Origin of the sequence: Serratia sp. 3ACOL1, from assembly GCF_003668775.1 — a bacterium.
Classification (GTDB): domain Bacteria; phylum Pseudomonadota; class Gammaproteobacteria; order Enterobacterales; family Enterobacteriaceae; genus Chania; species Chania fonticola.
Window position 1 is genome coordinate 694,466 of record NZ_CP033055.1, and the last position, 25,094, is coordinate 719,559.

Here is a 25,094-nt window from a genome sequence, read left to right on the forward strand (position 1 = left end):
TGACATACTGACTGCCAAGAGGATTAAGACTGAGTGATGACTTAAGAAAGCGAGTTAAGAACTGCGATTAGCGTATTTTTGTTAAGTGATTGTATTACTTGAAGCTTTTTAGCTTAACGTAATAAAGGATAAATAATGTTACTACCCGTAATTATGGCAGGCGGCACTGGCAGTCGTTTATGGCCAATGTCCCGTGAACTCCATCCCAAGCAGTTCCTGCGTTTGCACAGCATCCATTCCATGTTGCAAGAAACGTTAAAGCGGCTTGATGGTGTCGGCGTCAGTGAGCCTGTTGTAATCTGTAACGAAGATCACCGCTTTATGGTTGCTGAACAACTTCGGCAGATCGACATGTTATCGCATAACATCATTTTGGAACCGGTAGGGCGTAACACCGCTCCGGCGATAGCCTTGGCCGCATTGAATGCCATTGCCCAGGGCAACGACCCTATCATGCTGGTGTTGGCGGCCGATCACATTATCAATGATGTCGAAGCATTCCATCGTGCCATTGACCTGGCACTGCCACATGCGGCTGCAAAGAGTCTGGTTACCTTTGGTATTGTTCCCACCGGGCCTGAAACGGGTTACGGGTATATTCAACGTGGGGAATGTAAGAATGGTTCGGTGGCAGCGCCTGTTCAACGGTTTGTAGAGAAGCCTGACAGCGAGACGGCACAAAGCTATATCGAGACAGGTGAATACTACTGGAATAGCGGCATGTTCATGTTTCGTGCCAAGCGCTATCTGGAAGAGCTGGAGAAATTCCGCCCAGATATCCTTGCGGCTTGCCGCGATGCGCTTGCTAACACTGAATGCGATAAAAACTTTATCAATGTTGATCGCGATGCGTTTTCTGCCTGCCCGGATGACTCGGTTGACTATGCGGTAATGGAGAAGACTCACGATGCGGTGGTCATTCCCCTGGATGCTGGTTGGAGTGACGTCGGATCTTGGTCGGCGTTGTGGGAAGTAAGCAAGAAAGACTCGGCGGGTAATGCGCTAACCGGGGATACTTTCCTCTATGACTCCCGTGACTGCTACATCAACACTGACGAGAAGCTGGTCGCTGCTGTAGGTGTAGAAAACCTGGTGATTGTTAACACCAAAGATGCCGTGTTGGTAGTAGATAGATCCAAGGTTCAAGATGTTAAAAAGATTGTTGAACATCTGAAGAAGAACAAGCGTAGTGAATATCGCCGGCATCGTGAAGTGTATCGTCCATGGGGCCGTTGCGACATTTTGGTCGCCGAGAAACGTTTTAACGTCAATCGTATTACTGTGAATCCGGGTGAGGCGTTCTCTTTGCAAATGCATCACCATCGCGCTGAGCATTGGGTCGTGCTTTCCGGCACCGCGAGAGTGACTACTGGCGATAAGACGTTCTTGATTACCGAGAATCAGTCAACATTTATCCCGGTTGCGGTTATCCATCGTTTAGAAAACCCAGGCAACATTCCGCTAGAATTGATTGAGATTCAGTCTGGTTCTTATCTTGGGGACGATGACGTTATCCGCATAAAAGATCACTACGGGCGTTGCTAATTTTTGAGGTTTTAATGAACAGTTTAACATGCTTTAAGGCTTATGATATTCGCGGTCAACTTGGTGAAGAGTTAAACGAAGATATTGCTTACCGCATCGGGCGAGCCTATGGCGAATATTTAAGGCCAAAGCGCATTATTGTGGGTGGCGATGTGCGTTTGACTAGTGAAGCATTAAAATTAGCTTTGGCTAACGGCCTGCGTGATGCCGGAGCCGATGTTTTTGACATTGGGTTAAGTGGAACAGAAGAAGTTTACTTTGCCACATTCCATCTCAATATGGATGGTGGAATCGAGGTTACAGCAAGCCACAACCCTATGAACTATAACGGTATGAAGCTGGTGCGTGAGAATGCACAGCCTATCAGTGGCGACACAGGCCTGTTTGCGATTAAGGAATTGGCCGAAGTGAATAACTTCGCTCCGGTTGATGAAAGCAAACGTGGTAGCTATCAGCAGATCTCTATTCTGAATGATTATGTAGATCATCTGTTAGGGTACATTGATACCAAGTCGCTAAGCCCAATGAAGTTGGTGATCAACTCAGGGAATGGTGCTGCCGGTCATGTGATCGATGAGATCGAACGGCGTTTCAAACAAGATAATGTGCCCGTTTCCTTTGTTAAGGTCCATAATCAGCCGGACGGCCAATTCCCAAATGGCATTCCCAACCCCTTGTTGCCAGAGTGTCGAGCTGATACCGCAAACGCGGTACTAAAGCATCAGGCCGATATGGGGATAGCCTTTGACGGTGACTTTGACCGCTGTTTCCTTTTCGACAATAAAGCCAACTTTATTGAAGGGTATTATATAGTTGGCCTACTGGCAGAAGCCTTTCTACAAAAAGAAAAAGGGGCAAAAATCATACATGACCCCCGTCTTTCCTGGAACACCATTGATATCGTAAACAAAGCCGGTGGCGTACCGGTGATGTCGAAAACTGGGCACGCATTTATTAAAGAGCGGATGCGCAAAGAAGATGCGGTTTATGGTGGGGAAATGAGTGCTCATCACTACTTCCGTAGTTTCGCTTACTGTGACAGTGGGATGATCCCATGGTTGTTGGTTACTGCTTTGCTCTCTGCGAAAGGGAAGACACTGAACCAACTAGTAGGAAATCGCATGTTAGCTTATCCTGCCTCAGGTGAGATCAATCGGACACTGGCCAATGCGCAGCACGTCATAGCCAAAATTCGCTCAATTTATGAACCTGATGCGCTGTGTATCGATCTAGTTGATGGTATTAGTATCGAGTACGAGGATTGGCGCTTCAATTTGAGAACTTCCAATACGGAGCCTGTTGTTCGTTTAAATGTTGAGTCGAAAGGAAACGTGACGTTGATGAATGAAAAAACACAGGAACTTTTGACGCTACTCGGTGGGGAATGATTTTGAAAGAGTTGCTGCGTGCAATTTATCATTATAGAGGTTTTATTTTTGGGGCGGTGAAGCGGGATTTTCAATCCCGCTACCAAACAAGCATGCTTGGTGGCATTTGGCTTGTTATTCAACCTCTTTCAATGATAGTTGTTTATACTGTAATTTTTTCTGCAGTAATGAAGGCTAAGCTTCCAGAAGTCAATGGAACCTTTGCATATAGTATTTATCTCTGCACTGGGATTTTACTGTGGGGGCTTTTCTCTGAAGTGGTCAGCAAGACCATGTCCGTATTGATAGATAATGCAAATCTGTTGAAGAAACTAAACTTTCCAAGAATATGCTTGCCCATTATCACGGTAAATATTGCACTATTAAATTTTTTTATAATATTTATTTTATTCGTGGTGTTCTTGATTGCGACTAATAATTTCCCTGGAACCGTATTTATCGCAATTATACCCATCCTAATATTACAACTTGCATTTTCTGTCGGTCTCGGTATGACATTAGGTATCCTTAATGTTTTTTTCAGGGATGTCGGACAACTTATGGGAGTATTGCTCCAATTTTGGTTCTGGTTTACTCCAATTGTTTATCCTATCAGTATTCTACCTGACTGGGCTAAAGAATTGATGAGTTATAATCCGATGGCTGCGATTGTTAATGCTGCACATAGTATCATGGTGCACCAGGTTGCTCCGGAGTGGTCGACACTCATACCAGCAGCAATATCGGGGATTGTGTTTATTCTGATTGGATTATTTCTCTTTAGAAAACATGCCAGTGATATAGTGGATGAGTTGTAATGAATATTATTTCTATTGACGGGGTCGGGAAAGCTTATAAGAAGTATCCCACACGCTTTTCAAGATTGATCGAATGGTTGCCTTTCTGCAGAAAGGATCGGCATTCACTAAAGTGGGTGTTGAGAGATATCAATATACATATCAAGCATGGCGAGTCTGTCGGGATCGTTGGTGTAAACGGTGCAGGCAAAAGTACTTTATTAAAGATGGTCACCGGCACTACCCAGCCAACTGAAGGGAGAATTGAGCGACATGGTTCTGTAGCCGCCCTTCTTGAATTGGGTATGGGGTTTCACCCAGATTTTACTGGTCGACAGAATATCTATATGTCCGGGCAACTGTTAGGACTAGGTGATGAAAAAATATCGGCATTGATGTCAGAAATAGAGGCGTTTGCTGATATAGGTGATTATATAGATCAACCTGTAAGAGTTTATTCTAGTGGTATGCAGGTTCGGCTCGCGTTTAGTGTTGCAACTGCTGTCAGACCCGATTTGCTGATCGTTGATGAAGCATTATCTGTCGGTGATGTTGCGTTTCAGGCAAAGTGCTTTAGGCGGATAAAGACTTTCAAAGAGCAAGGAACTACAATTCTTTTTGTAACACATGCATTGGATGACGTTGTTAAACATTGCCATCGTGCAATTTTACTCGATGGTGGCAAAGTTGCCATGTTTGGAGAACCAAGAGAAGTTGTTAATGAGTTTAGGGATAGAATGTTTGGCAAAACGATCAAGCGTTCTGTCCCATTAGCTGATAAAAATATAAACTCTGAATTGTCTATCGAAGATATTTATCATACTAAACCGTATTATCAAAAAATAGAACATAGGTGGGGTAGCCAAGGCGCAACCATTACAGATGTTGTTATTTCAACAGCCAACGGTGATTTTCCACCAACAATAGATACCAATGATATTATAAAAATAAAATATAGAGCAGTATTTCATAAGGATTGTAAAAATCCTGTTTTTGGTCTACTAATAAAAACTCCTGATGGACTGAACATTTATGGAACCAATTCGGAGATAATCAGTGGATCACAATATGGTGATGTTGTTGCCGGGTTGATTGTGGATAGTGAGTTTTCGCTTAGAACTGTGATGAACTCAGGAAGTTATTTGCTCTCTCTTGGCATTACTGTGCAAGATGAAGACGGGAATGATGTTCCACTCGATAGGCGATATGACTCTTTATTAATCAATGTACACAGCGAAACTGTCTTTGTTGGAATATGTGACGCACAAGCAAGCTATAAAACTGAGAGTGTCTAATGATAAATATTGAAAAATACGTAGCATCATTGCCTGAATGTTATCAGTTGATCTATGGGCATCCTGAGTTAGAAATTGTTACATCAAGAAATTGCAGTGACAGACTAGTTATTGTAGAGAATGTTGTAAAAAAACTTCATGACAAACTGCAGCGCCCATTAAAACTATTAGATTTAGGGTGTGCCCAAGGTTTTTTCTCTCTGAGTTTGGCAAAGTACTGCAGTAAAGTTATGGGGGTCGATTTCTTAGATAAAAATATAGAACTTTGTAATGCACTTACCGAAGAGTTCTCAATTGATCATGTAGAGTTCTACCAAGGTACAGTTCAAAGCGTTATACAGTCTATCGACTTTGCTGAGTATGATATTGTCTTGGGGTTTAGTATTTTTCATCATGTTTGCCACAGTGATGGTTACCTATCAGCAAAAGAACAGATTAATCTTCTTGCAAATAAAGCCGGTGTGCTTTTACTCGAATTAGCAGTGAAAGAAGAAGGGTTATATTGGGCTGAGCAACTACCAGAACATGCCGATGACATTCTTGATGACATTGCATTTAGTCGTGCTTTGGGGGAGTTCGGTACTCATCTTACTGATGTGACAAGACCTCTGTATTTCTCAAGCAGTAAATATTGGTTTGTTGAAAATGAAATTGAACCTATAAATGACTGGTCGAAGGAGTCTCACGAGTTCGCTTATAGCATTCACCAAGGCTCGCGTCGTTACTATTGGTCTGATGATAAATTTCTTAAGGTATACAGTTTCACAGGTGAGTTGGCAGCAATTAATAAAAAGGACATTGAGGATGAGGTTAAATCGTTAAGAGCCCTGTCTCAGTGCAATCTCTCGAGCATTAAATTACCGCATCTTTATTATTATGGCGAAGAAAATAATTCGGGTTTTTTAATCTATGACCTAATTTCTGGCGTTCGCTTGAGTCAGTTAATCTCTCAAAGTAAGAGCTATAATTCATTGAACGTTTGCCGTAGCGTTCTGGGTCAATTATGTGAACTTGAGTCTCATGGTTATTACCACAACGACGTTCGTGTCTGGAATGTCTTAATAGGCGATGAGAGTTCTAGCCTGATTGATTTTTCCTCTATAGGGAAAAATCAATCAGATGTTGTATGGCCCTACAATATATTCTTAAGTTTTATCATTTTCGTAAATGAAGTTGAGCGGCAAAAGGAACCAGTTTTATTACCGAACCGTAGCCCGCTGTTCTTACTGAATTGGCCGAAGTGCATTGAACTAAGGTTGTGGTTAGCAAGCATTTGGGCTGTTCCAGCAGATGAATGGTCGTTTGCCAAGTTTAAGGTATTATTAGATCAGGTCATTGATAGCGAATGTGATAGCAATAAAAGATGTGCACCACCTATTATTCACAGTGTTAATATAGCCTTGTGGTTATCTGCCAATGAAGCTCTTTTCAAAGAGACAGTTGCTGTAAGAGATTATTTAGATACTGCACAGTCAGTTGCTAGACTTTATTTTTCAGCACCCGATCACCAACGTGAACCGGAAGATACAGAGCTTATTCATATTATCAAACAGCAAGAAGCTGTTCACCAACAATTACTAAATCAACTTGCTGCTGAGGATGACATAAAGAAAAAGTTAGTTGCAGATAATCTGCAGCTAACACAAGAGATTAGCGCTTTGAAAGAGTTAATTGTAAAAATCCATCTAAGTACATCTTGGTTAATAACAAAACCATTGAGACTAATGAAGCGATTAATAACTAAGTAATTATTACTTGATGATTTTATAAGGCTGGGATGAAATGAAAAGTAAAAAATGGTTTGATTTGACAACATCAATGCTTTGGACTGGCGGCGTTGTTGGTATCGTCCGTGCTGAATTGGAAATTGCAGCAGCTCTGGGCAAGCTTGACGATGAAATTGCTTTCAGTATGTTCAAAGATGGGCACTTTGTTGAGATCCCACGTCAAGATATACCTTGGATATTTGGCGACGCTAACGTTGCAGATGAATATTTGGCAAAAAGAACCTGGGGCCAACAGCCAACACCTACAGGGCAGGTTAGTACAACTCCCGCGACGCAAAAAGTCAATAATTTTCTATCTGGCCTGCAAGTTGCTATTCCAAGCCGAGGTCGCCGTCTACAGCATTCATTGGCTCTTATGGTTCAAGAGACACCGACTAACCTGCGACCGATTATACGTGTGTTAGCTTGGCTACCTTCCAAAACCATTGGTGCAGTAATCAAAACACGTAGCGTATTGAGCAGCAACGGTACTTCTGAAATCAGCCATACCACTCCGAATATTGTTAGTAATAATACCCAGCCCGGTTTTAGCCATCCATATCATGTGGATGACATTATTTTGAGCGTTGGCTGGTCTGATAGTGGTAAAGAAACCTATTTTTCCAAACTAAAAAAGCAATTGCCAACAATTAAAATTGGCTATATGGTTTATGATACAATATTAGTTGGTGAATCAACTCACCATTTGTATCGCCCACAGGAAGAAGAAAATTTTCGTCGCTACTTTAGCTGGATATCTGAAAATTGTGACTTTATCTTATATGGTGGTATTAACCCACAAAATGATGGAATAGCTTATCAGAAAAAAATGGAGTGGAGAGTTCCAGCAAGCACCGCGATCCCTTACGGTGGTACCGACCCAATAAAAGTAAAAGATACTTCAAAAGACCAGGAGATACTAAAGCGTTTAGGTGTGTCACGTGATTTTATTATGACTGTCGGAACGATAGAAATAAGGAAGAATCACGATACGCTATATAAAGCATTTACGATGCTGATTGATAATAAAACTGAGAATTTGCCGCAGATGGTTTTTGTGGGCAAGCCTGGTTGGCGTACTGCCGACCTGATCGACACTATTCGTCGGGATCCACGAATTGGCTCCAATATTCTAATTTTGTCACCAAACGATGAAGAGTTAGATGCACTCTATCGTAACTGCAAATTTACCCTGTTACCGAGCTTCTATGAGGGTTGGGCGTTGCCTATGCCTGAGAGTTTCAGCTACGGTAAATTATGTTTGGCAGCGGATGTAGAACCATTACGTGAAATCGGTAAGCAATTCGCTGTTTATACTGACCCGTTAGATATTGCGCAGTGGGCTGAAAAAATTAATTTTTATATTAACAATCCTGCGGAGCTTGAAGCGCGGGAATTATTGATTAAAAATGAATGGCATTCTACCTCTTGGTTAGAGTGTGGCAGTAATATTTTAGCCGCCGTCAATAAATATCATGATGCTTCGTTCCCTAGCTATACTCCATTTAATATGTGGTATGATCTAACACTATCCTATGCAGTTTGGCGCGGTGGTGTAACCGGGATTATCCGTAGTGAATTGATTCTCGCGCATAACTTGGAAAAACTCGTACCTAGCTTAAGATTCTACGCCTTCTATGAAGGGCGTTTCTTCGAAATTCCACGTGAGAACCTGAGCTGGTTGTTTGAGTCATCTGATGTAGGTAGCCAATATGCTGAATTCCAGCGTTTCTGGGCAGAGGCTGAAGCGTCCGGTCGCGGAAATAGAATACCTTTTGATCGCTTGTTGCCCTTGCCAGCCGCTACTGAAATCGGAAGCGTAGACAATAAGGCTGTATTCAAACCGCAAAAAACATCAGTTCTAAAGAAATATGCGCAGTCCGGAGCTTATTTCGTTAGCGCGTTACCTGGATCGTTACAGAATACCGCTATTCGTATTGCGGACAAACTCGGTGTTATACCAAATAGTGCATCACCTGAACGTATTGAGGCAACTGCGGCTCTCTCTGCATCTGATATCAATACACGTATGATGGCAGAGGTTGCTGGATTATGTGCCGGCCCGGCACAGGCGATTCCATTTGATGCAGAAGATATTGTTTTTTCTGCTGGTATCAACTGGGATCCAAGACCATTGGCAGAGATAATAAAAGCGAAAAAGGCTATTGGTTTTAAATTCAGTCAGATTATTTACGATGCAACGCCTCTTATCACACCTCAGTTACATGCCGTAGAAGCATATGAGTGGTATAACCGGTTCTTCTATTTGTCAACGCTGGCAAGTGACAGCATCATTTATGGTGGTGAGACAGCGATGCGTGATGGTAAGGTTTGGCAGTCTTCATTTGGTTGGCCAGTCGCCGATGGGATCGCGCTCAAGTTTGGTTCAGATATAGCCCCCCAGCTTGAACACTCCCAGGATGAAGCCATCTTGCATGACATGGGGATCACCGGTCCATTCATGTTAAGCGTTGGAACATTGGAGATTCGTAAAAACCACGAAACGCTATATAAAGCCTATCTCAAACTGTTAGAGGAAGGTTTTGACCAACTTCCCCAACTTGTGTTTGTTGGTGGTGCGGGATGGAAAGCGAAAGATCTTTTCGACGTCATCTCCCGTGATAGTCGAGTTAAGGGAAAAATTCTGATCCTTAGAACCACCGATCAGCAACTTGACGTTCTGTATCGTCATTGTAAATTTACCTTACTGGCTAGCCTCTATGAGGGATGGAGTTTGACCTTGCCAGAAAGTCTGGGTTACCAGAGATTCTGCTTAACATCTGATGTTGATCCGCTTCGGGAAACAGGGCGTGATTTGGTTGATTATATTCACCCTTGGGATGTGGCCGGTTGGGCTAGCAAAATTAAGTATTACTCATTGCATGAGGATGAGTTATTGCGTAGAGAAGAACGAATTCGCAATGAGTGGGTTCCGATCTCTTGGGTTGATTGTGCCCATCAGGTTATCGTGGATTTAAAATCGATTGCAAATAAAGAACCGGAGGCTAAATGAACGGGACGCGTGTATTAGTTACGGGTGGTAGTGGTTTTATTGGCCAATACTTAATGGCTGAACTAACAAAGCGTGGCGCCACTGTCCTCGGCACATGCATTGGCAACCGACGGACCGAAGATCTTGTGCCAGTTACGCTTTTTGAAACAGAAAAGCTGAAGTCGCTGATTGAAGAATTCAAGCCTGACTGGATTGTTCATCTGGCCGCTATTGCCCTGGTCACGCATGGTGATATTGAGCAAATTTATGGTGTAAACGTCTTAGGAACCGAAAATTTATTCAATGCTGTATTAAGTGCTGATATTAAACGACCTAAAATGCTTTTGGCCAGCACTGCTGGTGTGTACGGTAACCAGGATGCAGAGTTTTTGCATGAAGGGCTGCCGTACAATCCGATGAACCATTACTCTTATAGCAAGATGGTCATGGAAATGCTGGCAGAAAGGTATCGTGATGACATCACAATTCATATCGTGCGGCCATTCAACGTCATCGGTGCAGGCCAAGCGGAATCTTTCCTAGTGCCTAAAATTGTTAGGCATTATTTTGATCGTGAGCCTACCCTGCAGCTAGGTAATATTGATTCAGTGCGTGATTATGTTGAAGCCAAACGTTCCGCATGGATGATTTCCGAACTGATTTCGCGTGGACATGAAGAGCCCTTTACGGTTAACTTATGCTCAGGCCGAGGATGGACAGGCCATGATGTACTTGATTGTCTTGAAGAAATAAGTGGTTTTAGGCCTAAAATCGAAATTACCAATCAATATGTTCGCAAAAATGAAGTGTGGCGACTCGTGGGGGATCCATCGCTGCTAACGAAGTATCTTGGTAAAGATCCTGAACTGCCCGATCTGAAAACCATATTGGCGTCCATGTACTCCGCAATGGCTTAGGTGACAAGGGATGCTACACGAACTATTTTATTTGCCCTGACCCTTATATTCTACTTGTAGCATGCTGAGCAGATCTAAATAGCTGTGCCGCATAGCGCTACAGGAGGGAGCCATGCAGAACGTCGACACGCCGTGAACTCGTCAGTGGGGCTCGCAATCGCGGATTCTTACGCTCAACGGTCGCAACCGTTATGTCTCCCCCTGCATCAGGCTTAGGGTAGCGGTATTTAACTCAGTTATTTAGACAGATTAACCTGGGTAATTCTGCAGTGATGGGGAAGGTGACCTACTCGTACTACCTATGGCATCTGGCAGTAAATTTCTATGTGATGCGGATGATGAGTCATTGGTTCCATCATCCACAGTCTATAGGGGCTTTTGTTGCGACTTGCTTGGTGATGATGCTGGTTAGTGTTACTATTTCAGTTATCACCTATCGGTTCATAGAAAAGCCTTTCCTAAAAAATCCCACGCCAAGAAATGAACGTGGTTTATTTGATGTTATAAATTTTAATAAAGCACTAATGAATTTATATAGTGAGGAAGTGATGAAATCAGCAGTTATTACTGGTATTACTGGGCAAGATGGTGCTTATCTGGCAGAGTTGTTGCTTGATAAAGGGTACAAAGTATACGGCACCTATCGTCGTACCAGCTCTGTTAATTTCTGGCGTATTGAAGAGTTGGGTATTGAGAAACATCCAAATCTTCATCTCGTAGAATATGACTTGACGGATCTTTCTGCCAGCATCCGTTTGCTGCAGCAGACAGAGGCGACAGAGGTTTATAACCTGGCCGCGCAAAGTTTTGTGGGGGTTTCATTTGAACAACCTGTGGCGACGGCAGAAATTACGGGTATTGGGCCACTGAACCTTCTGGAAGCCATCCGCATTGTTAATCCAAAGATTCGTTTCTACCAGGCTTCCACCTCAGAAATGTTTGGTAAGGTCCAGGCTATTCCTCAGAAAGAAGAAACGCCTTTCTACCCGCGTAGTCCTTATGGTGTGGCTAAACTGTACGCCCACTGGATGACCATCAACTACCGCGAGAGCTACGGCATTTTCGGCTGTAGTGGCATTCTGTTTAACCATGAATCTCCGCTGCGTGGACGTGAGTTCGTAACCCGTAAAATTACTGACTCCGTTGCTAAGATCAAGTTAGGTAAACTTGACGTTCTGGAATTAGGCAATATGGACGCCAAGCGTGACTGGGGCTTTGCTAAAGAGTATGTGGAAGGTATGTGGCGCATGTTGCAGGCCGAAGTACCTGATACTTTCGTTCTTGCTACTAACCGTACAGAAACGGTTCGCGACTTTGTTTCGCTTGCCTTTGCTGCCGCAGGTTATCAACTTCGTTTCGAAGGCACTGACGAGAATGAAGTTGGCATTGATACGTCAACCGGCAAAGTACTTGTCCGAGTCAACCCTAAATTCTACCGTCCTGCCGAAGTTGAACTTTTAATTGGTGACCCGCAAAAAGCAAAAGATGTCTTGGGCTGGGAGCCGAAAACGACGCTTGAAGAACTCTGTAAAATGATGGTTGAAGCAGATTTGAAAAGAAATACAGCAGGCTTCTCATTCTAAAATTAATCCCCTATCTGAAACGGTAGGGGATACTTGGTGAAATAGGTATGAAAGTCATATTTGGTACTGACCCGATTAAATATCCGTTAACTGGGATTGGCCGATATGCTTATGAGTTAGCTAACTGTTTAACTAAAAGCTCGGAGATATCTGAGCTTTTATTTCTTCAGGGGCGTAGGCTAAGTAAGCAAATACCGCAAGCCAGGGAAAGCAGTTCTTCAAGCCAGGGTTTGCGTCACATGGTGCAAAAAAGCAGAGTGGCCTCTGAGCTATACCGTTTGACGGCACCCTGGTTAAAAACGTTAGCGTTAAAGAAACACCCGGATGCCATCTACCACGGCCCGAATTTCTATTTACCTCCCAAAGTTGGGCCTAGCGTAGCCACCTTTCACGATCTCTCTGTCTTTACATGGCCCCAATGTCATCCTCAAGAGCGCGTCCGCTTTATGCAGAAAGAGCTATTGCTGACGATGAAGCGTGCCGATATTTTGATTACCGACTCGGATTTCACCCGGCAAGAGGTGATGAGCTATTTCAGTTTGCCTGAGGGTAAAGTGTATTCGGCAAAACTGGCTAGTAGTGGGGAGTTTTATCCACGAGATCCCGAGCCAATTGCTGCTGTAGTATCCCAGTATGGGTTACAGGCTGGTCAATATTGTTTATTTACCGGTTCGATAGAACCGCGCAAGAATATTGAAACCTTGCTGTCCGCCTATGAACGTTTGCCGCTGAGCTTGCGGAAGGCCTACCCATTAGCGATCAGCGGCTTTAAAGGTTGGCGTAGCGAGTCACTGCACGTGCGATTTGAACAGGCTCAACGTGAAGGGTGGTTACATTATCTGGGCTATACCAAGTCGTCAGATTTGCCTTATCTGTTTGCTGGTGCCAGGAGTTTCCTGTTCCCATCACTGTATGAGGGGTTTGGGCTTCCGGTGCTGGAAGCTATGGCATCAGGCGTACCGGTGGTGTGTTCCGACAGTTCTTCGTTACCCGAAGTCGTTGGCGAGTGTGCGCTGACTTGTGCCGCTTTGGATGTCGAAACCTTGACACAGTTAATTCATAAAAGCATTGAAGATGAGACTTGGCGTGAATCTGCCATCACTGGTGGTTTAAGTCGGGCAAAAACCTTCTCTTGGCGACGTTGCGCTGCAGAGACTATTCACGCATATCAGCAGGTTTAATAGCTTTCATGTTAAAAGTTCTGCATTTTTATAAAACATATTATCCTGACTCCTTTGGTGGCATTGAACAGGTTATCTATCAACTGAGTGAAGCTGGTGCCTGTCACGGTATTGAATCGACCACACTATCGTTAAGTACGCGTGGTGATATTGATAACGAGCAGGTAGGTTCACATTCGGCTTATTACTCTGCAACCAATTTTGAAGTGGCATCCACACCATTCTCGCTCAGTGCAATAAAAAAATTCAAACGGTTGGCTGAACAGGCGGATATTATTCATTATCATTTCCCTTATCCCTTTATGGATATGGTGCATTTTATTGCCGGTGTTAAAAAACCGACGATTGTGAGTTATCACTCGGACATCGTGAAACAAAAATGGGCGTTAAAATTTTATACGCCTTTGATGATCAAGTTTTTAGATTCGGTTGATTGTATCGTCGCGGCTTCGCCAAACTATGTGGAAACGAGCGTGACCTTGCAAAAATATCTGCCTAAAGTCAAAGTCATCCCTTATGGTCTGGATAAAAACTCCTACCCTATGGCGGATGAACAGCATCTTGAACATTGGCGTCAAAAGGTAGGAGATCGCTTTTTCCTGTTTGTTGGCGCTTTCCGTTATTACAAAGGGCTGCACATTTTACTGGATGCAGCGAAAGGCACTGATTTCCCATTAGTCATTGTTGGGGCCGGGCCTATTGAGCAAGAGTTGAAACAGCAGGCCACAGATTTAGGATTGAAGAATATTCATTTCCTTGGCGCTTTGCCTGATGATGATAAGGCTGCCTTGTTGCAACTGTGCTACAGCGTCGTTTTCCCTTCCCATTTGCGTTCAGAAGCGTTTGGCATAACTTTGCTGGAAGGCGCGATGTTTGGTAAACCACTCATTTCCAGTGAGATCGGTACGGGCACAACCTACATCAATCTGGATAAAGAGACTGGCATTGTCGTGCCACCTTCTGATTCCGACGCATTGCGTCAGGCGATGGTGCAACTGTGGGACGACCCGCAACTGGCAGCGCGTTACGGTGAAAATGCGGCAAGACGTTTCCAGGAACTGTTCACTTCTGCACGTATGGCGGAAAGCTACATTGAGCTATACCAGCAGTTGATCGAGAGGCGCCTGTAAAAACCACATTGTCTATCCGTGATAGGCAATTATGTGACCTATCGCACCAATCACTACCCAGTGGACACAATCCTGAGTTAACATGTTGGCCACATCAAAAACCTGTTGGCCAAGAGCCGTGATACAGGTGTCATCCTCAGACAGGAGTTCCTAATGTCCAAACAGCAAATCGGCGTTGTCGGCATGGCGGTGATGGGCCGCAATCTGGCTTTGAACATCGAAAGCCGTGGCTATACCGTTTCTATCTTTAACCGTTCAGGCGACAAGACTGACGAAGTTATCGCAGAGAACCCGGGCAAAAACTTGGTGCCGCACTACACCGTCGAAGAGTTTGTTGCATCGCTGGAAACACCGCGCCGCATTTTGCTGATGGTAAAAGCGGGCGAAGCTACGGACAAGACCATTGCCTCGCTGACTCCGCACCTGGATAAAGGCGATATCCTGATCGACGGTGGTAACACCTACTATCAGGATACTATCCGTCGTAACCGCGAGCTGTCTGCTCAGGGCTTCAACTTTATTGGCACTGGCGTTTCCGGTGGCGAAGAAGGGGCGCTGAAAGGGCCTTCAATCATGCCAGGTGGCCAGAAAGAAGCTTACGAGCTGGTGGCCCCCATCCTGAAGAAAATCGCCGCTGTGGCTGAAGGTGAGCCATGCGTGGCATATATCGGTGCCGACGGTGCTGGCCACTACGTGAAGATGGTGCACAACGGTATCGAATATGGCGACATGCAGCTGATCGCAGAAGCCTACTCCTTGCTGAAGCAGGCGCTGAATCTGAACAACGAGCAGCTGGCTGAAACCTTCGCCGAGTGGAACAAGGGCGAACTGAACAGCTACCTGATCGACATCACCAAAGACATCTTCACCAAGAAAGACGAAGAGGGTAAATACCTGGTTGATGTGATCCTCGATGAAGCGGCCAACAAAGGCACCGGCAAATGGACCAGCCAGAGCTCTCTGGATCTGGGCGAGCCATTGTCATTGATCACCGAGTCGGTGTTTGCACGTTACCTGTCTTCTCTGAAAGACCAGCGCGTAGCGGCTTCTAAAGTCCTGACCGGCCCGAAAGTTGCAGCCTTCAGCGGCGAGAAAGCCGAGTTTGTCGAGAAAGTTCGTCGCGCTCTGTACTTGGGTAAAATCGTTTCCTATGCGCAGGGCTTCTCTCAGCTTAAAGCGGCCTCCAAGGAAAACAACTGGGATCTGAACTACGGCGAAATTGCCAAGATCTTCCGTGCCGGTTGTATCATTCGTGCTCAGTTCCTGCAGAAGATCACCGATGCTTACGCTGAGAATGCCGATATCGCCAACCTGCTGCTGGCACCTTACTTCAAGCAAATCGCCGATGAGTACCAGCAGGCGCTGCGTGACGTGGTTTCCTATGCGGTGCAGAACGGTATCCCAACGCCGACCTTCTCCGCTGCCATCGCGTACTACGACAGCTATCGTTCTGCCGTACTGCCTGCCAACCTGATCCAGGCGCAGCGTGACTACTTCGGTGCTCACACCTATAAGCGTATCGACAAAGAAGGCGTGTTCCATACTGAATGGATGGAATAATCTCGCACGTTGAACGATAAAAAAACCGCCGAGGTGAATGCCCGGCGGTTTTTTTGTTTTGAGGATCGGAAAATAGCCCGTAAGGCAAGCATTCGGGTATCTCGTCTTGTTAAGGAAATACCGCTGCGACATTCTACCTCGTTCGCTTACTGTCCTATTATGTCTTCTCTTGACGAGTAGCCACGTTAGGGGCATATTAGTCGATGCTTTTAGGGTTATTTGGATAAAAATGATGCTGATTAAAAATTATTCACCACAAACTATGGATGTCTCGATAGACATCAATAGAGATAGCAATTAAATTATGACATCGTTACTCGTTAAATTTCTTATTCGTGGCGCAGTAATCCTATCCCTTTATTCGTTAATCAGTGGATTAGCCACCTCTGGGAATTTGTTTTTATTTGTGTTAAGTATCTTTATGGTGATCATTGGGATACTTAGTGAGATATCATGGTCAAAAAGGAATCTCGTTAGATGCGCTTAACGTCATTAACTTCCTTGCGTTTTTTTGCAGCGCTAGGGGTTTTTTTTCATCATTTCCATTTCTATGCTGAATCAAAGAGCGAAATATTAAAAGTTCTTTATAAATTCTTCTTTGAGGGTTTTATTGGAGTGACGTTCTTTTATATTCTTTCAGGATTCATAATCAACTTTAGTTATGAACAACATAAGAAGAGGGGTACATATAGAATTAGTGACTTTTTATATAACAGATTTGCACGGCTCTACCCTACTCATTTAATAACTCTGCTAGCTGCAATTATAATTTATGTTAAAATTGACTATTTAAGCACCATTGACATTAAAAACTTCCTTGCTAATTTATTTTTAGTTCAAAGCGCTATACCTAATCCAGCCTATTTCTTTAATTTCAATGGTGTTTCGTGGAGTGTGTCCACCGAAATGTTTTTTTATATATCTTTCATATTCTTGGTGACTCTAAATACAAAGCAATTGATGGTGTTATCATCAGTCCTGTTGGCTGTCATTTTATTTCATATGTATCAAGTGCCTCAAACTCCAAGGTACTACGGTTGGACATACTACGTAAATCCAGCATTCAGAGTAATCGATTTTATGATCGGAATGCTTTTGTGTCGACTTTTCTTAACTAAAAAAGTGGTTATTGAAGGTTCTCAGGCTACATTGCTAGAGATATTTTCATTATTCTTGATTATGGTGTTTTCTGTATTCGGAATTAACAATGTACCTATGCAATGGCGATATGATATTTATTATATAATTCCCATGGCGTTAACTGTTTTTATTTTCGCTTATGGTAATGGTGCTATTTCTAAAATCTTATCAAATAAATGGCTTATTTTTTTTGGTGAGGCATCATTTAGTTTATACATGATTCATCAAATAATAATAACTGTGGCTATCAACCATTTCAATGTAAATATAGATAGTGCGAGGTCAGTTATTCCATTTATGATCTCCGTGATTACATTTGGGGTTTTAGCCTCATGTATTATGTACAAATTTTATGAATACCCAATAAATACGTGGTTAAGAAAGAAAAGGTTTGGATAGTTAGATGGACCGCTTGGCGGTCCATCAGATTGATGACAAAGTCCTGGTCCCACAGCCAGCGCTATAGCCACTTGTAGCCTGTGGCAGGTGTTATGACGAACTGACGGCATAACACCCGAATATTGGCCCCGTCTTGCGAGGCGAAAAGGACAAACTCGGTACGTAATGACATGGCAGATCTCTCGCTCCAGGGCATAAGCAGCTCCACTCAGAAGTACTCATGCCTATGCTATCAGTGTCTACCATGTCCCTGAACAAGTTTTCATGATGCCCCCGGTCTGTACATGGGGTTGGGGCGAAGGGGCTAGTTTGTGCCTGGTTTAGTCGGGAGTCGCTATTTCTTTTCGTGCCGTTCGCGCAGGCGGCCAATCACCTTGCTCAAATCCAGATCCTGATCCTGCAATAGCACCAGCAGGTGGTAAATCAGGTCGGAAGCTTCGTTGGTCAGTTCCTCGCGATCTTTCACCGTGGCGGCCAGGGCGGTTTCTACGCCTTCTTCGCCCACCTTCTGAGCTATGCGCTTGGTACCGCTGGCATACAGCTTGGCAGTGTAAGAGCTATCCGGGCTGGCGGTTTTACGCGAAGCCAACAATTGCTCAAGCTGGTACAGGAAGCCCCAGTCGCTGCTTGCCGGATGGAAGCAACTGTCGTTGCCCAAATGGCAGGTTGGGCCGATCGGGTTGGCCAAGATCAGCAGGGTATCGTTATCGCAGTCTGGCGTAATGCTGACCACGTTAAGGAAGTTGCCTGAGCTTTCGCCTTTGGTCCACAGGCGCTGCTTGGTACGTGAGAAGAACGTCACCTTGCCGGTTTGCTCGGTCACGTCCAGTGCTGCCTGATCCATATATCCCAGCATTAATACTTCGCCGGAAACGGCATGTTGTACGATTGCCGGCATCAGGTTGTCGGTTTTTGCCCAATCCAGCTTAGCTTTCTGTTGTTCTGTTAACACACGCGTATCTCCACGCCTTTCTCTGCCAGGAACCGTTTCAGTTCGCCGATATTGATGATTTGCTTATGGAATACCGAAGCCGCCAGCGCGCCGTCAACGTCGGCATCGCGGAAGGCTTCCAGGAAGTGTTCCATGGTACCGGCACCGCCGGAGGCGATCAGCGGCACCTTGCACACTTCACGTACCCGCTTCAGCTGTTCCAGATCGTAACCGTTGCGTACGCCGTCCTGGTTCATCATGTTGAGCACAATCTCCCCAGCGCCACGCTTTTGCACTTCCTGCACCCAATCGAGGGTTTGCCACTCGGTGACTCGGGTGCGGCTTTCATCCCCGGTATATTGGTTGACGTGGTATTTGCCGGTTTCGGCTTCATACCAGGTGTCGATCCCGACCACGATGCACTGTACGCCAAAGCGATCTGCCAGGCGGCTGATCAGCGTTGGGTCGGCCAGCGCAGGGGAGTTGATGGAGATCTTGTCCGCCCCAAAGGAGAGGATCTGGCTGGCGTCTTCGGCACTCTTGATGCCCCCGGCCACGCAGAACGGAATATCGATCACTTCCGCAACCCGTGATACCCAGCTTTTATCTACCACCCGGCCATCGCTGGAAGCGGTGATATCGTAAAAGACCAGTTCGTCGGCACCTTCTTGCGCGTAGCGCTGGGCCAGCGGCACGATGTCGCCAATGATTTCGTGGTTACGGAACTGTACGCCCTTGACCACTTGCCCGTCCTTGACGTCCAGACAAGGGATTATCCGTTTTGCCAGCATGCGATAGCCTCCTCAACGCTGAATTTACCATCCAACAGGGCGCGCCCGACGATCACCCCTTCCACACCACTGCCACGCAACTGGGCGATATCGTCCAGGTTGCCGATGCCGCCAGAAGCCTGGAAGGCGATCTGCGGATAGCGCTGGCACACTTCCTGATACAGCCCCACGTTAGAGCCTTTCAGCGTACCGTCGCGTGAGATATCGGTGCACAGCACATGTTTTAGGCCAAACGGCAGGTATTGTTCAACCACTTGTTCCAGCGTGGCCTCCGAGTCTTCCTGCCAACCGCTGATAGCCACGTTCTTGCGGCCTGCGGCGTCGATGCGTACGTCCAGCGCCAGCACCATGGCATCGGCACCGTAGCGTTCAAACCAACCCTGCACCATCTCTGGCTGCTTGACTGCGGTGGAGCCGATGACCACGCGCGTGGCTCCGGCTTCCAGCAGTGCCGCAACGTCTTGTTCGTTACGGATACCGCCGCCAACCTGTACTGGCACGCTCACTCCGGCCAGCAGTTTACGCAACAGCGGGATCTGGCGAGCCGCCGGGTCTTTTGCCCCGGTCAAATCAACCAGGTGTAAAACTTGCGCCCCTTGCTGCTGATAGTCTTGCAGACGCAGCAGCGGATCGTTGCCGTAGTCGCGCTGTTGGCCGTAATCGCCCTGATGCAGGCGCACTACGTTACCGTCGATCAAATCCAAAGCGGGAATAATCATGCTGCCTACATCTCCAGAAAGTTCTTCAACAGTTGCGCCCCGGCGTTGCCAGATCGCTCTGGATGAAACTGCACGCCAAAGAAGTTGTCTTTTTGTACGGCGGCGGTGAAGGGCTCGCCGTAGTTCGCCTGAGCGATGGTGCTTGAGCATATCGGCATCGCATAACTGTGAACGAAGTAAAAGTAAGCACCATCCTCGATGCCGCGGAACAGATGATCGCCGGCCTGCGCCGTAACCTGGTTCCAGCCCATATGGGGTAAAGGCAGGCCAAAATCGGTCATCTGTGTTACCGGAGTATCGATAATCCCTAGCGTTTTGATACCCCCATTTTCTTCACTGCTGGCTGCCAGCAACTGCATGCCCAGGCAGATCCCCAGCACCGGCTGGGTACATGCCTTGATCAGATCGATCAGGTCGCGTTGTTCCAACTGGTCCATCGCCGCCTGTGCAGTACCCACACCAGGCAGGAACAGTTTGTCGGCGCGCAGCACGATCTCCGGATCGCGGCTCACCTGTGGCTGATAGCCCAGGCGCTGCACCGCATAGTTGACCGAGGCGAGGTTGGCGCAGCCGGTATCCAGGATCACCACGTTCATCACAGCACTCCTTTCGAGCTAGGCAGCGTATTGCCCTCAACGCGGATCGCCTGGCGCAGCGTGCGGCCAAATACCTTGAACAGGCTTTCGACGCGGTGATGGTCGTTTTTGCCTTTGGTTCGCAGGTGCAGGGTGCAGCCCATGGTGTAAGACAGCGAGCGGAAGAAGTGCTCGATCATCTCGGTGCTGAGATCGCCTACGCGTTGGTAGTTGAACTCGGCTTTATATTCCAGGTGCGGGCGGCCGGAGATATCCAGTGCGCAACGGGCCAGGCATTCATCCATCGGCAACACGAAGCCGAAGCGTGCGATGCCGCGTTTGTCACCCAGGGCTTTACTCAGAGCTTCGCCCAGCGCCAATCCGGTGTCTTCTACCGTGTGGTGATCGTCGATGTACAGATCGCCGTTCACCTGAATATCCATCCGGAAGCCGCCGTGGGTGGCGATCTGATCCAGCATGTGGTCGAAGAAGCCGACGCCGGTTTTGATCTTGCTACCGCCTTCACGATCCAACCAGACCTTAACGTCAATCTGCGTCTCTTTGGTCACGCGGTTAACGTGCGCATAGCGATCGCGTTTGGTCAGCTGTTGGGTGATGGCCTGCCAGCCCAGCGCCTGGCGCTGATACAGCAGCCCCTGAATACCCATATTGGCTGCCAGTTGGATATCGGTTTGACGATCGCCAATCACATAGCTGTTGGCCACGTCTATTACGCCCGGCTCCAGATAGCCTTTGACCATGGCGACCTTCGGTTTACGACATTCGCAATGGTCTTCCGGCTTGTGCGGGCAGATCAGGATATCGTCGAATTTGACGCCCTGTGAGCTGAGGATCTGCATCATCAGGTTGTGCGGTGGATCGAAGGTTTCCTGCGGGAAGCTGGCGGTGCCGAGGCCGTCCTGATTGGTGATCATCACCAGGGTGAAACCGGCTTGCTGCAAGGCCAGCAGGGCAGGGATCACCTCCGGCTCCAGCGCCAGTTTATCCAGGCGGTCGACCTGGAAATCTTCAGGGGGTTCAGCAATCAGCGTGCCGTCACGGTCAATAAAGAGATATTTTTGGCTCACGTTGGCTCCTATGCGCCGGGCAGAGTATTGAGTGCGTCAACGACGCGCTGGCATTCGTTACGGGTGCCGATGGTGATACGCAGGCAACCGGACAGGCCAGGCTGTTTATTTTGGTCTCGCAAGATAATGCCCTGATCCCATAAGGTTTTAAAGACATGACTTGAGGCGGTAAAGCGAACCAGCAGGTAATTGCTGTCACTGGTGAAGACCTGCTCCACGCAGGCGCAGTCTTGTAACGCCTGCTGAAGCCAACTGCGGTTGGCGGCAATCTCGGTGACGCGCTGGCGCATAACGCGGATCCCCTCGGTGCTCAGCGCCTGGGCGGCGATATCGGCCACCGGGGTTGAGAGCGGATACGGGGCAATCACTTTCAGCAGCAGGGCGATCACGTCCTCATTGGCCAGGGTAAAACCACAGCGCAGGCCAGCCAGGGCGAAGGCTTTGGACAGCGTGCGTAATACTACCAGGTGCGGGTAATCGCTCAGCCAGCTAGCAACCGATGCTTGCGGGCAGAACTCGATATAAGCTTCATCGATGGCGACGATAGCTTTGCCTTTGGCCAGTTCCAGCAGGTTACGCAGATCGTTCGGATCGAGCAGATTGCCGGTCGGGTTATTCGGGCTGCAGGCGTAGATCAGCTTGACGTTATCCAGGCTGGCGGCAATGGCAGGCAGATCGAGCTGCCAGTCTTCTTTGGCGGCGACCGTGCGGCGCTCTACGCCAAACGTCTCGGCGCTGACGGCGTACATGCCGTAAGTCGGTGGGCAGAACAGGATGGCGTCTTTACCCGGCTCGCAAAAGGCACGGATCAGCAGTTCTATACCTTCATCGGCGCCACGGCTGACCAACACCTGGTCTTTATTCACCCCGGCGTAGGCGGCGTAGCGCTCAATCACCAGCGCGGGTTGGCATTCCGGATAGCGGTTAAAGGTCTGGGCGGTCAGTTGGAACTCTGGCGCAACCGGGTATTCGTTGGCATTCAGCCAGACGTCACCCTTGCCACCAAGGCGGCGGGCCGACTGATACGGGGTCAGCTCGCGCACGTTTTTGCGTGCTAATTCTTCGATGCTCATGCTTGCTCCTTCAGTGCGGCGACGCGTAGGGTCACGGCGTTTTTGTGGGCGACCAACTGTTCGGCGGCTGCCAGGATTTCAATGGTCGGGGCCAGGGTCATAAAGCCTTGTGGCGTCAGTTCCTGTACCGTCATGCGCTTTTGGAAATCCGCCAGTCCCAGGCTAGAGCAGGTGGCGGTATAGCCATAGGTTGGCAGCACGTGGTTGGTGCCGGAAGCATAATCCCCGGCAGATTCCGGCGACCAGTCACCGAGGAACACCGAACCGGCGCTGGTGATGCTGTCTACCAGATCGCGCGCGCTGCGGGTCTGAATAATCAGGTGCTCAGGGCCGTACTGGTTGCTGATGGCGACACACTCGGCCAAATCCTTCGCCACAATCAGGCGGCTGCTGGCCAAAGCTTGGCGGGCGGTTTCTGCCCGTGGCAGTTGTGCTAGCTGTTGCTCAACCGCTACGGCGACCGCTTCGGCCATCGCGGCGTCTGGGGTTAACAGAATGACCTGTGAATCGGGGCCATGCTCGGCCTGAGACAGCAGATCGGAAGCGACAAACGCCGGGGTCGCGCCGCTGTCTGCAATCACCAGCACCTCGGAAGGGCCAGCAGGCATATCGATGGCCGCACCGTCCAACCGTTGGCTGATCTGACGTTTGGCTTCGGTCACGAAGGCGTTGCCCGGCCCGAAGATTTTCGCTACCCGTGGCACCGAATCCGTGCCAAACGCCATGGCGGCAATCGCCTGCGCGCCACCAACCTGGAACACTTCCTGCACGCCACAGAGTTTGGCGGCATACAGGATCTCATCGGCAATCGGCGGTGGTGAACACAGCACCACGCGGCGGCAACCGGCAATGCGTGCCGGGGTCGCCAACATCAATACCGTGGAGAACAGCGGTGCGGAGCCACCAGGGATATACAGACCCACCGAATCGATTGGACGGGTCACCTGCTGGCAACGCACGCCAGGCAGGGTTTCGACGTCTACCGCTGGCAGTTGTTGTGCATTGTGGAAGGTTTCCACGTTGGCGACGGCTACGGCCATCGCCTGTTTGATCTCGTCACCCAGACGGGCGCAGGCCTGGTCAATCTGCTCTGCCGTTACGCGTAATGCCGCGACTTCGGTTTTATCAAACTTGGCGCTGTACTCACGTAGCGCGCGGTCCCCGTTGGCCTTCACGTTATCGAGGATCTCACGCACCGTGCGGGTGATGCTGTCCGAAGCCGAAATGGCCGGGCGCATCAGCAGCTCCTCGCGCTGTTCCGCGCTGCAGCTGCCCCAATTGACGACGGTATTGAAGTTTGGCATGGCGTTACTCCATCATCTTCTCAATTGGCAGCACCAGAATGGAGCTGGCACCCAGGGCCTTCAGTTTTTCCATGGTTTCCCAGAACAGAGTCTCACTGCTGACCATGTGCATCGCTACGCGGTTCTGAGAGCCTGCCAGTGGCAGAATGGTAGGGCGTTCGGCACCCGGCAGCAGCGCGACGATTTCGTCCAGGCGTTCGCTTGGCGCGTGCAGCATGATGTATTTGGATTCGCGCGCCTGGATCACGCCTTGGATGCGGGTCATCAGGCGGTCGATCAGCTGTTGTTTGGCTTCCGGCATTTCACCGTCACGCTGGATCAGGCAGGCTTTCGAGCGGTAAATCACTTCCACTTCACGCAGGCCGTTGGCTTCCAGGGTGGCGCCGGTAGACACCAGGTCACAGATAGCGTCTGCCAAGCCTGCGCGCGGAGCCACTTCCACCGAGCCGTTCAGCAGGCAAGATTTAAAACGAACGCCTTGTTTATCGAGGTATTGCTTGAGCAGGTGCGGGTAAGAGGTTGCGATGCGGGAGTCTTGCAGGCTTTGCGGGCCGGAGTATTCGCTATCCAGCGAGGTGGCCAGCGACAGGCGGCAACCCCCAAAATCCAGGCGACGCAGCGTGAAGTAACGCGGGTCTTCGCCTTGAGCACGGCGGTTGAGCAGTTCCTCTTCCAGCACGTTCTCACCGATGATGCCCAGATCCACCACGCCATCCATCACTAGGCCAGGGATATCGTCATCACGTACGCGCAGGATATCGATCGGCATATTCTCGGCGAAGGCAATCAGGCGTTGTTGCTGCAGGTTGATCTTGATGCCGCAGCGGGCCAGCAATTCCTGAGACTCTTCACTCAGGCGGCCTGATTTCTGCATGGCGATACGTAAACGTGTTTTGTCCAACATGGTAACCTCTGTTTAATCTGTAATTTTATGAATTTGT

The 25,094-nt window shown here is 47.9% G+C and carries 20 protein-coding genes and 1 pseudogene; 12 read left to right on the forward strand and 9 right to left on the reverse strand.

Features of this window, described 5'->3' with window-relative positions:
- The first annotated feature begins 135 nt into the window (after positions 1 to 135).
- The 12 genes from D9980_RS03325 (at position 136) to D9980_RS03380 (ending at position 17,672) form a co-directional block, all read left to right on the forward strand.
- The gene (locus D9980_RS03325) at positions 136 to 1,545 is read left to right on the forward strand and encodes a mannose-1-phosphate guanylyltransferase/mannose-6-phosphate isomerase (RefSeq protein WP_021179982.1); all 1,410 of its coding nucleotides are present in this window, start codon (positions 136 to 138) and stop codon (positions 1,543 to 1,545) included.
- A gap of 14 nt (positions 1,546 to 1,559) precedes the next feature.
- The gene (gene cpsG / locus D9980_RS03330) at positions 1,560 to 2,933 is read left to right on the forward strand and encodes a phosphomannomutase CpsG (RefSeq protein WP_121606415.1); all 1,374 of its coding nucleotides are present in this window, start codon (positions 1,560 to 1,562) and stop codon (positions 2,931 to 2,933) included.
- A 2-nt stretch (positions 2,934 to 2,935) separates the two neighbouring features.
- Complete coding sequence (locus D9980_RS03335) at positions 2,936 to 3,730, forward strand: ABC transporter permease (RefSeq protein ID WP_121608940.1); 795 nt, start codon at positions 2,936 to 2,938, stop codon at positions 3,728 to 3,730.
- A complete protein-coding gene (locus D9980_RS03340; protein ID WP_121606416.1) occupies positions 3,730 to 5,004 on the forward strand; it encodes an ABC transporter ATP-binding protein in 1,275 nt (424 codons plus the stop codon). Before D9980_RS03335 ends, D9980_RS03340 begins: the two co-directional genes overlap by 1 nt.
- Positions 5,004 to 6,752 (forward strand): methyltransferase domain-containing protein, encoded by a 1,749-nt coding sequence (locus D9980_RS03345; protein WP_121606417.1) that lies wholly within the window; start codon positions 5,004 to 5,006, stop codon positions 6,750 to 6,752. Before D9980_RS03340 ends, D9980_RS03345 begins: the two co-directional genes overlap by 1 nt.
- 34 nt (positions 6,753 to 6,786) lie before the next feature.
- Positions 6,787 to 9,783, forward strand: a complete 2,997-nt coding sequence (locus tag D9980_RS03350; protein WP_121606418.1) for a glycosyltransferase — start codon at positions 6,787 to 6,789, stop codon at positions 9,781 to 9,783.
- Complete coding sequence (locus tag D9980_RS03355) at positions 9,780 to 10,679, forward strand: NAD(P)-dependent oxidoreductase (RefSeq protein ID WP_121606419.1); 900 nt, start codon at positions 9,780 to 9,782, stop codon at positions 10,677 to 10,679. The genes D9980_RS03350 and D9980_RS03355 overlap by 4 nt, the downstream gene beginning before the upstream one ends.
- A gap of 548 nt (positions 10,680 to 11,227) precedes the next feature.
- A complete protein-coding gene (gene gmd / locus D9980_RS03360) occupies positions 11,228 to 12,262 on the forward strand; it encodes a GDP-mannose 4,6-dehydratase (protein ID WP_121606420.1) in 1,035 nt (344 codons plus the stop codon).
- 47 nt (positions 12,263 to 12,309) lie between these two features.
- The gene (locus tag D9980_RS03365) at positions 12,310 to 13,443 is read left to right on the forward strand and encodes a glycosyltransferase family 1 protein (protein ID WP_121606421.1); all 1,134 of its coding nucleotides are present in this window, start codon (positions 12,310 to 12,312) and stop codon (positions 13,441 to 13,443) included.
- 8 nt (positions 13,444 to 13,451) lie between these two features.
- The gene (locus tag D9980_RS03370) at positions 13,452 to 14,573 is read left to right on the forward strand and encodes a glycosyltransferase family 4 protein (RefSeq protein WP_121606422.1); all 1,122 of its coding nucleotides are present in this window, start codon (positions 13,452 to 13,454) and stop codon (positions 14,571 to 14,573) included.
- 153 nt (positions 14,574 to 14,726) lie between these two features.
- Complete coding sequence (gndA, locus tag D9980_RS03375; protein ID WP_121606423.1) at positions 14,727 to 16,133, forward strand: NADP-dependent phosphogluconate dehydrogenase; 1,407 nt, start codon at positions 14,727 to 14,729, stop codon at positions 16,131 to 16,133.
- A gap of 477 nt (positions 16,134 to 16,610) precedes the next feature.
- Positions 16,611 to 17,672: an acyltransferase gene (locus D9980_RS03380; RefSeq protein WP_121606424.1), complete on the forward strand. Its 1,062-nt coding sequence runs from the start codon at positions 16,611 to 16,613 to the stop codon at positions 17,670 to 17,672.
- Positions 17,673 to 17,736: 64 nt separating this feature from the next.
- Here the strand turns inward: D9980_RS03380 and D9980_RS03385 are convergent.
- The 9 genes and pseudogenes from D9980_RS03385 to hisG form a co-directional block, all read right to left on the reverse strand.
- A pseudogene (locus D9980_RS03385) lies at positions 17,737 to 17,880 on the reverse strand (IS481 family transposase); the annotation flags it as partial.
- A gap of 126 nt (positions 17,881 to 18,006) precedes the next feature.
- On the reverse strand, positions 18,007 to 18,624 hold the full coding sequence (gene hisIE / locus D9980_RS03390; RefSeq protein WP_121606425.1) for a bifunctional phosphoribosyl-AMP cyclohydrolase/phosphoribosyl-ATP diphosphatase HisIE: 618 nt from the start codon (positions 18,622 to 18,624) through the stop codon (positions 18,007 to 18,009).
- Positions 18,618 to 19,394 (reverse strand): imidazole glycerol phosphate synthase subunit HisF, encoded by a 777-nt coding sequence (gene hisF, locus D9980_RS03395; protein WP_024486601.1) that lies wholly within the window; start codon positions 19,392 to 19,394, stop codon positions 18,618 to 18,620. Before hisF ends, hisIE begins: the two co-directional genes overlap by 7 nt.
- Positions 19,376 to 20,113 carry a 1-(5-phosphoribosyl)-5-[(5-phosphoribosylamino)methylideneamino]imidazole-4-carboxamide isomerase gene (gene hisA / locus D9980_RS03400; RefSeq protein ID WP_021179971.1) on the reverse strand — a complete coding sequence of 246 codons (738 nt, stop codon included), beginning with the start codon at positions 20,111 to 20,113 and terminating at the stop codon, positions 19,376 to 19,378. Before hisA ends, hisF begins: the two co-directional genes overlap by 19 nt.
- A gap of 5 nt (positions 20,114 to 20,118) precedes the next feature.
- Positions 20,119 to 20,709, reverse strand: coding sequence for an imidazole glycerol phosphate synthase subunit HisH (hisH, locus tag D9980_RS03405; protein ID WP_021179970.1), 591 nt, complete (start codon positions 20,707 to 20,709; stop codon positions 20,119 to 20,121).
- Complete coding sequence (hisB, locus tag D9980_RS03410) at positions 20,709 to 21,776, reverse strand: bifunctional histidinol-phosphatase/imidazoleglycerol-phosphate dehydratase HisB (protein ID WP_021179969.1); 1,068 nt, start codon at positions 21,774 to 21,776, stop codon at positions 20,709 to 20,711. Before hisB ends, hisH begins: the two co-directional genes overlap by 1 nt.
- Before the next feature lie 8 nt (positions 21,777 to 21,784).
- Positions 21,785 to 22,849 (reverse strand): histidinol-phosphate transaminase, encoded by a 1,065-nt coding sequence (gene hisC, locus D9980_RS03415; RefSeq protein WP_121606426.1) that lies wholly within the window; start codon positions 22,847 to 22,849, stop codon positions 21,785 to 21,787.
- Entirely contained in the window at positions 22,846 to 24,153 is a 1,308-nt protein-coding gene (gene hisD, locus D9980_RS03420) for a histidinol dehydrogenase (RefSeq protein ID WP_121606427.1), read from the reverse strand. The genes hisC and hisD overlap by 4 nt, the downstream gene beginning before the upstream one ends.
- A gap of 4 nt (positions 24,154 to 24,157) precedes the next feature.
- On the reverse strand, positions 24,158 to 25,057 hold the full coding sequence (gene hisG, locus D9980_RS03425; protein WP_021179966.1) for an ATP phosphoribosyltransferase: 900 nt from the start codon (positions 25,055 to 25,057) through the stop codon (positions 24,158 to 24,160).
- Between the last annotated feature and the right edge of the window lie 37 nt (positions 25,058 to 25,094).

Coding starts and splice junctions, on each gene's coding strand:
- hisG (WP_021179966.1), bottom strand. CDS start 25,057: ATGTTGGACAAAACACGTTTACGTATCGCCATGCAGAAATCAGGCCGC.
- D9980_RS03365 (WP_121606421.1), top strand. CDS start 12,310: ATGAAAGTCATATTTGGTACTGACCCGATTAAATATCCGTTAACTGGG.
- gndA (WP_121606423.1), top strand. CDS start 14,727: ATGTCCAAACAGCAAATCGGCGTTGTCGGCATGGCGGTGATGGGCCGC.
- hisH (WP_021179970.1), bottom strand. CDS start 20,709: ATGAACGTGGTGATCCTGGATACCGGCTGCGCCAACCTCGCCTCGGTC.
- hisD (WP_121606427.1), bottom strand. CDS start 24,153: ATGCCAAACTTCAATACCGTCGTCAATTGGGGCAGCTGCAGCGCGGAA.
- D9980_RS03340 (WP_121606416.1), top strand. CDS start 3,730: ATGAATATTATTTCTATTGACGGGGTCGGGAAAGCTTATAAGAAGTAT.
- D9980_RS03370 (WP_121606422.1), top strand. CDS start 13,452: ATGTTAAAAGTTCTGCATTTTTATAAAACATATTATCCTGACTCCTTT.
- hisA (WP_021179971.1), bottom strand. CDS start 20,113: ATGATTATTCCCGCTTTGGATTTGATCGACGGTAACGTAGTGCGCCTG.
- D9980_RS03350 (WP_121606418.1), top strand. CDS start 6,787: ATGAAAAGTAAAAAATGGTTTGATTTGACAACATCAATGCTTTGGACT.
- D9980_RS03325 (WP_021179982.1), top strand. CDS start 136: ATGTTACTACCCGTAATTATGGCAGGCGGCACTGGCAGTCGTTTATGG.
- D9980_RS03345 (WP_121606417.1), top strand. CDS start 5,004: ATGATAAATATTGAAAAATACGTAGCATCATTGCCTGAATGTTATCAG.
- cpsG (WP_121606415.1), top strand. CDS start 1,560: ATGAACAGTTTAACATGCTTTAAGGCTTATGATATTCGCGGTCAACTT.
- hisF (WP_024486601.1), bottom strand. CDS start 19,394: ATGCTGGCAAAACGGATAATCCCTTGTCTGGACGTCAAGGACGGGCAA.
- gmd (WP_121606420.1), top strand. CDS start 11,228: ATGAAATCAGCAGTTATTACTGGTATTACTGGGCAAGATGGTGCTTAT.
- hisC (WP_121606426.1), bottom strand. CDS start 22,849: ATGAGCATCGAAGAATTAGCACGCAAAAACGTGCGCGAGCTGACCCCG.
- D9980_RS03355 (WP_121606419.1), top strand. CDS start 9,780: ATGAACGGGACGCGTGTATTAGTTACGGGTGGTAGTGGTTTTATTGGC.
- D9980_RS03380 (WP_121606424.1), top strand. CDS start 16,611: ATGCGCTTAACGTCATTAACTTCCTTGCGTTTTTTTGCAGCGCTAGGG.